Source organism: Hamadaea sp. NPDC051192 (genome assembly GCF_040682475.1).
Lineage (GTDB): Bacteria > Actinomycetota > Actinomycetes > Mycobacteriales > Micromonosporaceae > Hamadaea > Hamadaea flava.
The window spans coordinates 1-7,707 of record NZ_JBFBAZ010000234.1 but is presented as its reverse complement, the minus strand read 5'-3'; the positions used below and the strand labels follow the sequence as shown (position 1 = coordinate 7,707).

At 70.1% G+C, this 7,707-nt stretch carries 6 protein-coding genes and 1 pseudogene; 3 read left to right on the top strand and 4 right to left on the bottom strand.

Annotated elements, in window-relative coordinates; all coding sequences use genetic code 11:
* Positions 1–67 precede the first annotated feature (67 nt).
* Positions 68–703, top strand: coding sequence for a LysE family translocator (locus AB0M47_RS41350; RefSeq protein WP_253761605.1), 636 nt, complete (start codon positions 68–70; stop codon positions 701–703).
* A 26-nt stretch (positions 704–729) separates the two neighbouring features.
* Positions 730–1,770 (top strand): hypothetical protein, encoded by a 1,041-nt coding sequence (locus AB0M47_RS41345; protein ID WP_363424135.1) that lies wholly within the window; start codon positions 730–732, stop codon positions 1,768–1,770.
* On the opposite strand, the gene AB0M47_RS41340 is transcribed toward AB0M47_RS41345, so the two are convergent.
* The 4 genes from AB0M47_RS41340 to AB0M47_RS41325 all read right to left on the bottom strand — a co-directional run bounded on the left by AB0M47_RS41340 (position 1,757) and on the right by AB0M47_RS41325 (position 7,313).
* Entirely contained in the window at positions 1,757–4,132 is a 2,376-nt protein-coding gene (locus AB0M47_RS41340) for a DUF4132 domain-containing protein (RefSeq protein ID WP_363424132.1), read from the bottom strand. The two genes, AB0M47_RS41345 and AB0M47_RS41340, sit on opposite strands and share 14 nt — an antisense overlap.
* Before the next feature lie 43 nt (positions 4,133–4,175).
* Positions 4,176–5,084, bottom strand: coding sequence for an LLM class F420-dependent oxidoreductase (locus AB0M47_RS41335; RefSeq protein ID WP_363424130.1), 909 nt, complete (start codon positions 5,082–5,084; stop codon positions 4,176–4,178).
* A 50-nt stretch (positions 5,085–5,134) separates the two neighbouring features.
* The gene (locus AB0M47_RS41330; RefSeq protein WP_363424128.1) at positions 5,135–6,031 is read right to left on the bottom strand and encodes a DUF559 domain-containing protein; all 897 of its coding nucleotides are present in this window, start codon (positions 6,029–6,031) and stop codon (positions 5,135–5,137) included.
* 214 nt (positions 6,032–6,245) lie between these two features.
* The gene (locus AB0M47_RS41325; protein ID WP_363424126.1) at positions 6,246–7,313 is read right to left on the bottom strand and encodes a hypothetical protein; all 1,068 of its coding nucleotides are present in this window, start codon (positions 7,311–7,313) and stop codon (positions 6,246–6,248) included.
* Positions 7,314–7,408: 95 nt separating this feature from the next.
* Here AB0M47_RS41325 and AB0M47_RS41320 point away from each other — a divergent pair.
* A pseudogene (locus AB0M47_RS41320) lies at positions 7,409–7,707 on the top strand (M3 family peptidase); the annotation flags it as partial.

Here is a 7,707-nt window from a genome sequence, read left to right as displayed (position 1 = left end):
GCCTGTGATCTTGGTCCAAGATCACAGGCATATCCCTGATCTGCTGAAAGCAGTACGCTCAAGGTCCATGGACTTCACCACAGCGGTCGTCTCGTTCGCCGTCGTCGCCGGACTGCTGACCATCATTCCGGGAGTGGACACCGCTCTCGTTCTGCGTACGGCGGTCGTGCAAGGACGCCGGCACGCCTTCGCCACCGCCTTCGGGATCTGCACCGGCGCGCTCGTCTGGGGCGCCGCGGCCGCGGCCGGGATCTCCGTGCTGCTGACGGCGTCGCGGACGGCGTACACCGTGATGCGGGTGGCGGGCGCGATCTATCTGATCTACCTCGGCGTCATGATGCTCCGGGACGCCCGGCGGCCCAAGACCGCGGCCGACGTCGACGTCGCGCTGGTCTCGCCGTGGCGGGCGTTCGCCCGGGGCCTGACCACGAACCTGCTCAACCCCAAGGTCGGCGTCTTCTACGTCGCCATGCTCCCGCAGTTCCTCCCGGCCGACGTCCCGGCGCTGCCGATGGGCGTACTGCTGGCGCTGGTGCACGACCTGGAGGCGATGGTGTGGTTCACCCTCATCATCGGCGGCGTCGGGCTGGCCCGCCGCTGGCTCACCGGCAGCGCGGCGGCCGCCGTCCGGATCCGCCGCGTGACCGACGCGATCGCCGGAACAGCCTTGGTGGCGCTGGGAATCCGGCTCGCCGCCGACTGATGACCGAGTTCGCGAGGCGCCGGCCGATGCCGATGTTGCCGGCAACGCAGAAGCTGCTGGACCGGTACGCCAACACCACACGCTCAGGGCGGTGGGAGTCAGCCGCCGTCGGTGTGATCCTCCGGCACGGGTCGCCTTCCGACGCGCACGCGCTGCTCCCGCTGTTCCTGGAGCAGCCCGACGTATGCCGCCGTCTGGTGCCGATCTTCGCCCAGCACGGCGATCAGTCGACTGGCCGGCGTCTGCTGGCGGAGCTGACGGATGACGGACGGCTGCGCGACGGTGTGCCGGTTGAGGTGTTGCACGCGGTCGGGTTCCTGGGCTACGAACCCGCCGAGCGGATGCTGTGGGAGTACGCCGAAGGCCCGTACGACGAGGCGATGAACGCGTCTCTGGGTCTGCTGCACCTGCCCTGCCACGGCGTACGCACCGAGATCGCCGAGGCGCTGGAGCGTCACCGGGGCGCGGCCTTGTTCCCGGAGTTCCTGCCGGTGCTGGCGGCGAAGACAGACGACCCGTCGTGGCTCGGCAAGCTCGTCGCGTGGGGCGACGACGCCGCCTCGACCGACTGCAACGGTGGATTGATCCTGGGTATCGCGCTCCATGGCGACCGTGCGCGCTCGGAGTTCAAGCGGTTGCTCTGGGACCCGAGGTGGGAGGCGAACGGCGGAGGCACCGGCTCCGACCGTTGGGCGTACGCCGGAGCCCGGGTCCTGGGCCTGACGATGTCCGTCCTGTACGCCGACCTCCGCACCCGCCTGGCTGGCGACGCGGGCCAGGAGCAGATGCGCCATTGCCTCGATACGTTCACCGCGCTGCTCGGCGGTTGGGTCAGCCGTCCCTGGCTCGGCCTGACCATTGCGCCCGAGCCGACGGAGACCCCTGACGCGCTCCTTGACCTGCTGTTCGAATGGTCGACGCCGGATCGGGACGACTCGCTGATCGGATTGGCGAGCCGTGTCCTCGACCCCGATGACGCCGTGCTGGCCCGCCTCTACGAGGTGGAGAACGAGCTGCGTGTGCGGGCTGCGCACGACCTGGAGGTTGAGACGCTCATGTCTCGGTGACAGCGGGATCGCTGACGCCGATCTGCCGGAGGATCGACTGGTCGGTGATCTTGCCGTCGTCGGCGAGCAGGAACGCCTTGCTCAGGATGAGGGCCAGCCGATCGTCGGTGAACGGCAGATACACCTGATCCGCCTTCCCATGGGCCGGCACGATGCACAGGTACGCGTCGTCCGGCTCCATGAGGATGTTGCCGCTGCCCAGGTGGATCTTGTAGGTACGCAGGCTGCCCCGCACGTACAGCCAGCGATCCCGAAGCTCGCAACGGTCGGCGATGTTCAGCCGGGGAAGGACGCGGGCCAACGCGTCCCGGCGGCTCTGGGCGGTCTCGGTGAGGTCGCCGAACCCCGTCTCCCACCAGTACGCGTGGTGCTGCTCCCGGCGTAGCGTCCACTCGGGATCGCCGGCGACCGAGGTGACGCCGACGAAGAGGTCGACGTCCCGCATGGCCTCGCTGAACAGCATCGGCGGCGCCTCGGCCACGCCGGCGGACCGAAAACTGCCGTCGACCCGGCGATCGAACCGGATCCGGCCGGTGACCGCGCATTCGTTGTCGGCGTCGGCGTACTCCTGGTCCAGGACGACTCGCCACTGGCCGCCGGGCAGCACACGCATCGCCTCGGCGAAGTCGCCGCCGTCCCAGGGGCCGAGCATCGGCGTACTCCAGCCGCGGCCCTTGACCAGGGCGTAGAACTGCTTGTACCGCACGATGTGCGCGGCGAACCGGAGCGACTCGGTCCCGGCCTGCTCCTCGGCCGGAGTGAGCAGATAGATCTCGCGGAAGGCCTGCTTGAACGGCTGGCGGAGGCTGGCGGCGAGGAACCGCTCGCGCCAGGCCTGGATCTCGTCGACGGTCGACCGGATCGGATGCCACAGCCGGATGCCCGCCTCGCCGGCCGGCTTGACCACGACCCCGTCCGGGCCCACGAAGTCGCCACCCTCCGGCACCACCGACTGCCATCGGCTGGGGGAGACCTCGACCTCCCAGATCAGCCCGCGCGCCACGGCGAGGCCGAGCCCGGTGCCGCCCAGTTCGGCCCGCCATCGGTCCACGGTCTGCTCGGCCGGTGCCGCGATCCCGCTCTCCAACGCCCGGACGAGCGAGCGATGGTGCGCCTTCGCCCGCTTGAGCAGATCCCGGGCCGCTGCCACGACCTCTTTGTGGTCGCGTTTGACCGCCGCGGACGGGGTCGCGGAGACCTTGCCGCCGTCCGCGCGCCAGCTCAGCGTGACCTCCTCGGCCGTCGCCACGAGCACCGCGGTCTGCGGCCCGGCCGCGACCTCCAGCGTGCCGTCGGCCTCGAAACCCAGGTCGGGCAGCCTGGTCGCGACCTCCGGCCGATCGGCCAGCGCCAGCTCGATCATCTTCAGCTTTCGATCCAGCTGCTTTGGTACGCCTTTGTGCCGCACACGGGACCGAGCCTCCCGCAGGATGGTCAGCACCTCCGGCGTGGGGAAGTCGATGGCGGCGCGCGCGATCTCGTAGAGCAGCGCCTGAGAGGGCAGCGTCTTGGCCGCCGTCGGCGCCACGCTGACCTGGAACACCAAGGGCCGCAGCAGGTCGGGCAGCTCCCGCTCGTCCAGCAGCAGCAGGACGCGGGCCGCCCGGCCGAGCGTGGCGACCTCCAGATGGTCGAACGCCTTGTCCGCGACGAACGGCAGCTCGCCACTGTGGATGCGAGCCGCCCGGTCGGCCGCCGTACGCAACGCGGCCCAGCAGTACGCCCGATACTCCTCGGTGTCGGCCAGCCGTCGCCACTGACCCGACGACGGCGGCGGCAGGTCGTAACCGCGATCCGAGCTCAGCTCGGCGATCGGCAGCAGGCTGGGCGGCCCGATCTTCGTCAGCACGGCTAGTTCCTCCTGGGCGATGGGCGGGAGGGTGTTCTTGAAGACTTGCCGAATGAGGACGCCGGTCAGGCCGCCGGAGACCGAGGCGAGCGCGACCATCGCGTACGGCGCGGTGAACCGGGCGTTCTTGATCAGCGACCGCAGCAGCGAACCGATGCTCTTGGCGGCGCTCGGCGGCCACGGGCCGTCACAGTGGAGCAGCGCGTTGACGGCGAACGTCGGATGGCCGCCGAGGTCTCGCGCCGCCCGGCCGGCGACGGCGTCGAGGAAGTCGGCACAGGTCTGCGTCGTGAACCTCGGTTGCCGCGTACGCAGCACGACGTCCAGCGAGTACATGAGCGTGGAATAGCCGAAGCCGGGCAGCCGCCGCTGCGCTACGACCGCGAGCGCACCGAGGTCGTGATCGGACAGCCGCGCCTCGTCCACCGACCGGTGCGCGAGCGGATCGTCTTGGGCCGCCATGGGATCGGAGACGACCCGCATGAGGTCGGCCGCGTACGCCGAGAGCTCCACGCCGCCGGAGTCTAAACACCCCCTCCGACACCCACCATGTGTGTCAGGGGAGGAGCGGGGCGAGGTCGTGCTGGATGACGTCCAGGTGGTCCAGGTCGGACAGGTCCAGCACCTGCAGGAACATCCGGGTCGCACCCAGCTCGGCGAACCGCCCGATCTGCTCGGCGACTTGGGTCGGCGTACCGAAGAGCGGCGGCTGCCGGCCGATGGCGTCGGCCCGCTTGCGCGCCTCGGCTTCGGTCCGGCCGACCGCGATCGTCTGCGCCGCCGAGAACACCGGCGCTTCCCGGCCCGCCGCCGCGCAGGCTTCGCGCACCCGGGCGTACGCCTCACCGGTGCCCTCGACCGTGCCGAACGGAACGTTGAACTCGTCGGCGAACCGGGCCGCCAGTTCCGGCGTACGCCGTTTGCCGTGCCCGCCGACGATGACGGGCGGCCGTGGCGACTGCGCGGGCTTGGGCAGCGCGGGGGAGTCCGTCAGCTCATAGTGCCTGCCCTGGAAGGAGAACCGCTCGCCGTCGGGAGTCGTCCACAGTCCGGTGACGATGGCGAGTTGCTCCCCCAACCGCTCGAACCGTTCCCGCACCGGCGGGAAGGGCACCCCGTACGCCGTGTGCTCCGCCTCGAACCAGCCGGCCCCGAGGCCCAGCTCCACCCGGCCGTGGCTCATCTGATCGACCTGCGCGACCGTGATCGCCAGCATGCCCGGGAACCGGAAGGTCGCCGACGTCAGCAGCGTCCCCAGCCGAATCCGCGACGTCTGTACGGCGATCGCCGCGAGCGTCGCCCACGAGTCGGTCGGGCCGGGCAGCCCGCTGTTGCTTCCCATGGTGAGAAAGTGGTCGGACCGGAAGAACGCCTCGAAGCCGAGTTCCTCGGCGTGCTGGGCGATCCGGAGCTGGTCGTCGTAGGAGGCCCCGAGCTGGGGTTCGATGAAGACAGCAAGCCGCATGCCCCCACCTTGCCACGAAACGGGCGCCGGATCATCGCTCAGCGAAGGTGTCACCGTCCTCGTCGCTTGGCGAGGATTCGCCGCACCTCGTCGCGTACGCGGAGCGGCTCGCGCATCAGCCGGGCATAGCTGAACCGCACCACGAGGATGCCCTCCGCGGCTAGCTGGGAGTCGCGTCGCAGGTCCCGTTCGCGCTGCGTGGGGCTGCCGTGCCAGGCCGCGCCGTCCAGCTCGAAGTCCACCTGTTCCGCTTCCGCGAAGACGTCGAGGTAATGAGTACGGCCATTCATGATGATCGGTGCTTGGCGCAGAAACGGGGGCATGTCCGGGCCGGTGAAGACGTGGTCGGCGCCCCACAGTTCCAGCGCACTGCGGCATCCGTTCATCAGGCGACCCGCCAGCGTCCGGAGCTCGGCGAGGCCGGGCGGATGAGGGCGCCGTGGCAGCTCGCCAAGGACGTGCTCGGCCAAGACGAGACGATCGGCGGTGGCCTGAATAATCAGTCCGATCCGTTCTGCGGGCTCCAGCAGCGGCCAGGAGTCGACCAACGCCGCCGCCGGTGTAGTCACCTCGAAGCCACGACGTCGGAGAAGCGACGACTCCGGGACGTCGCGATGGTGCACGACCATGCCATCAGCGCTGCGGAGGCGAATCGATGCCGGCACGGTGAGATGAATCGGTTCGGCCTCCGGCTGCGCCCGTACGCCGTGCACGGCGAGCGCGGACAGATGACTGATCGCTCCGGCGCCACGGCAGTATGCCAAGGCGACTCGGAGCCGGAGGTCGTGGTCGACGGAATCCGGGGTGGCGAAGAAGCCCGGCCCGATGCGGACGAGCTGGCCTCGGCGTACGGCGTTCGACCACGCCCAGGTCGGGACCTCGGGATGGTCGGCGCGATTCGTGTAGCCGTCGCCCGCGTCCAATGCCGCGCGCAGAGACCGATCCATGCGGCAAATCTGCGGCACGGGATCCGGTTCACGCTAGGGCTGTGGATATCGCGTCGACCGGGAATGATCCACATCCCGATCGGCGTCATATTCGGCCGCCAAAACGACATCGATAGGGATGTGGATCATCCCCGCACCCCGCAGCCCGCACCCCGCAGCCCGCAGCCCGCAGCCCGCACCCCGCACCCCGCACCCCGCACCCGGCCGACGGCCGTCAGTCGAGGGGGAGGTCGTCCGCCCAGCGCGCCAGCATCGTGACCAATCCGGTCAGCCTCGCCAATTCCTCTTCGGCCGTTCCGCGTACGCCATAGGAGGCATGCCCGACGGTTCCCTCGGCGATGCACCGGCCGAGCACGGCGGGGGCGAACCACGAGTATTTGGCCGCGCCGTACGCGCGGATGAACGAGGGAACCGCGGAAACCGGCCCGGTGTAGCCGCCGGCCCGCAGCCCGGTGATGTATCCGGAGGTGACCGCGGCGTCGATCTCGGGGAGCAGTGAGACGGGGAGGTAGCCGTCGGTGACGCTGTCGACGATGAGGTTCGCGGGGTCTTCGCCGATGCCGCCTTCGCCGACGAACGCCCAGTCCAGCAGGGTGAAGCCGGTGGGCGAGGAGAACAGGTTCATGATCCAGACGTCGAGGTGGGCCAGGGTGCGTGGGGCCGCGACCGCACGGTCCACCTGCGACAGCCGGGCAGACCACAACGCGGCGAGCCGGCGCCGGACAGCCACCGGCCAGACCTGGGCGAGCGGGTGGTCCCAGTCGACGTCCCACTTGGCCCAGATCGGCGTACGCTCCACATAGGATCGCAGCCAGCCGCGGGACAGCCACGGCATCGGCGGTACGCGTCCCACGAACGAACCCTGCGCCGCGCCCAGCCGCTCGGCGAAGGACTGGAAGTCGGCGGGCTTCCAGGAGGTGCCGGGCGTACCGGTGACGACGTCGAGCCACAGGGCGACCGAGCCGTCCGGCTGTTCCGACGACGACAGCAGCGACGGGGCGGCCACTCCGAAGTCGGCGTACGAGTCGGATATCCCGGAGCGATAGGCGAACGGCTCGCGGCGGTAGTAGTTCCAGTGTCCGGGGTCGTCGCTGGTCGGCCAGGCGGGATTGCCCGACGGCGGGTCCGTCGGCGGGCGGGCGATCTTCAGGACCGCCGAGCCGGCGGAGCCTTCGACGAGCCAGATCCCGCCCGTGGCCGCATTGCCCTGATTGTGGGTGGGCTGGACGGCTTCGACGACGGTGCCGAGAGCCTCGGGCAGCGGGACCGGAAGATCACTCACTGGGCAAGTATGCCCTCGTTAATGTGGTTCGACGGGTGCCCACCCGCGAGTAGAGTCGGCGGCACCGCATGCGACTATGAGAGGGAGCCCGTCAGATGCTGCCGGCCGATAATCCGTTCGCCACCCCCAGCGACCTGCCTTACGAGGTTCCTCCGTTCGACCGGATCGCCGAGGAGCACTACCTACCGGCGCTGCGGGCGGGCATGGCCGAGCAGCGCGCCGAGGTCGAGGCCATCGCCGTCCAGGCCGACGAGCCGACCTTCGAGAACACGCTGGTCGCCTTGGAGCGGACGGGCCGGCTGTTGCAGCGGGTCTCGCTCGCCTTCTACAACGTGACCGGCGCCGACACCACGCCTGGGCTGCAGGACATCGAGGCCGAGATCGCGCCCGAGAC

Coding starts and splice junctions, on each gene's coding strand:
- AB0M47_RS41345 (WP_363424135.1), top strand. CDS start 730: ATGCCGATGTTGCCGGCAACGCAGAAGCTGCTGGACCGGTACGCCAAC.
- AB0M47_RS41335 (WP_363424130.1), bottom strand. CDS start 5,084: ATGCGGCTTGCTGTCTTCATCGAACCCCAGCTCGGGGCCTCCTACGAC.
- AB0M47_RS41330 (WP_363424128.1), bottom strand. CDS start 6,031: ATGGATCGGTCTCTGCGCGCGGCATTGGACGCGGGCGACGGCTACACG.
- AB0M47_RS41350 (WP_253761605.1), top strand. CDS start 68: ATGGACTTCACCACAGCGGTCGTCTCGTTCGCCGTCGTCGCCGGACTG.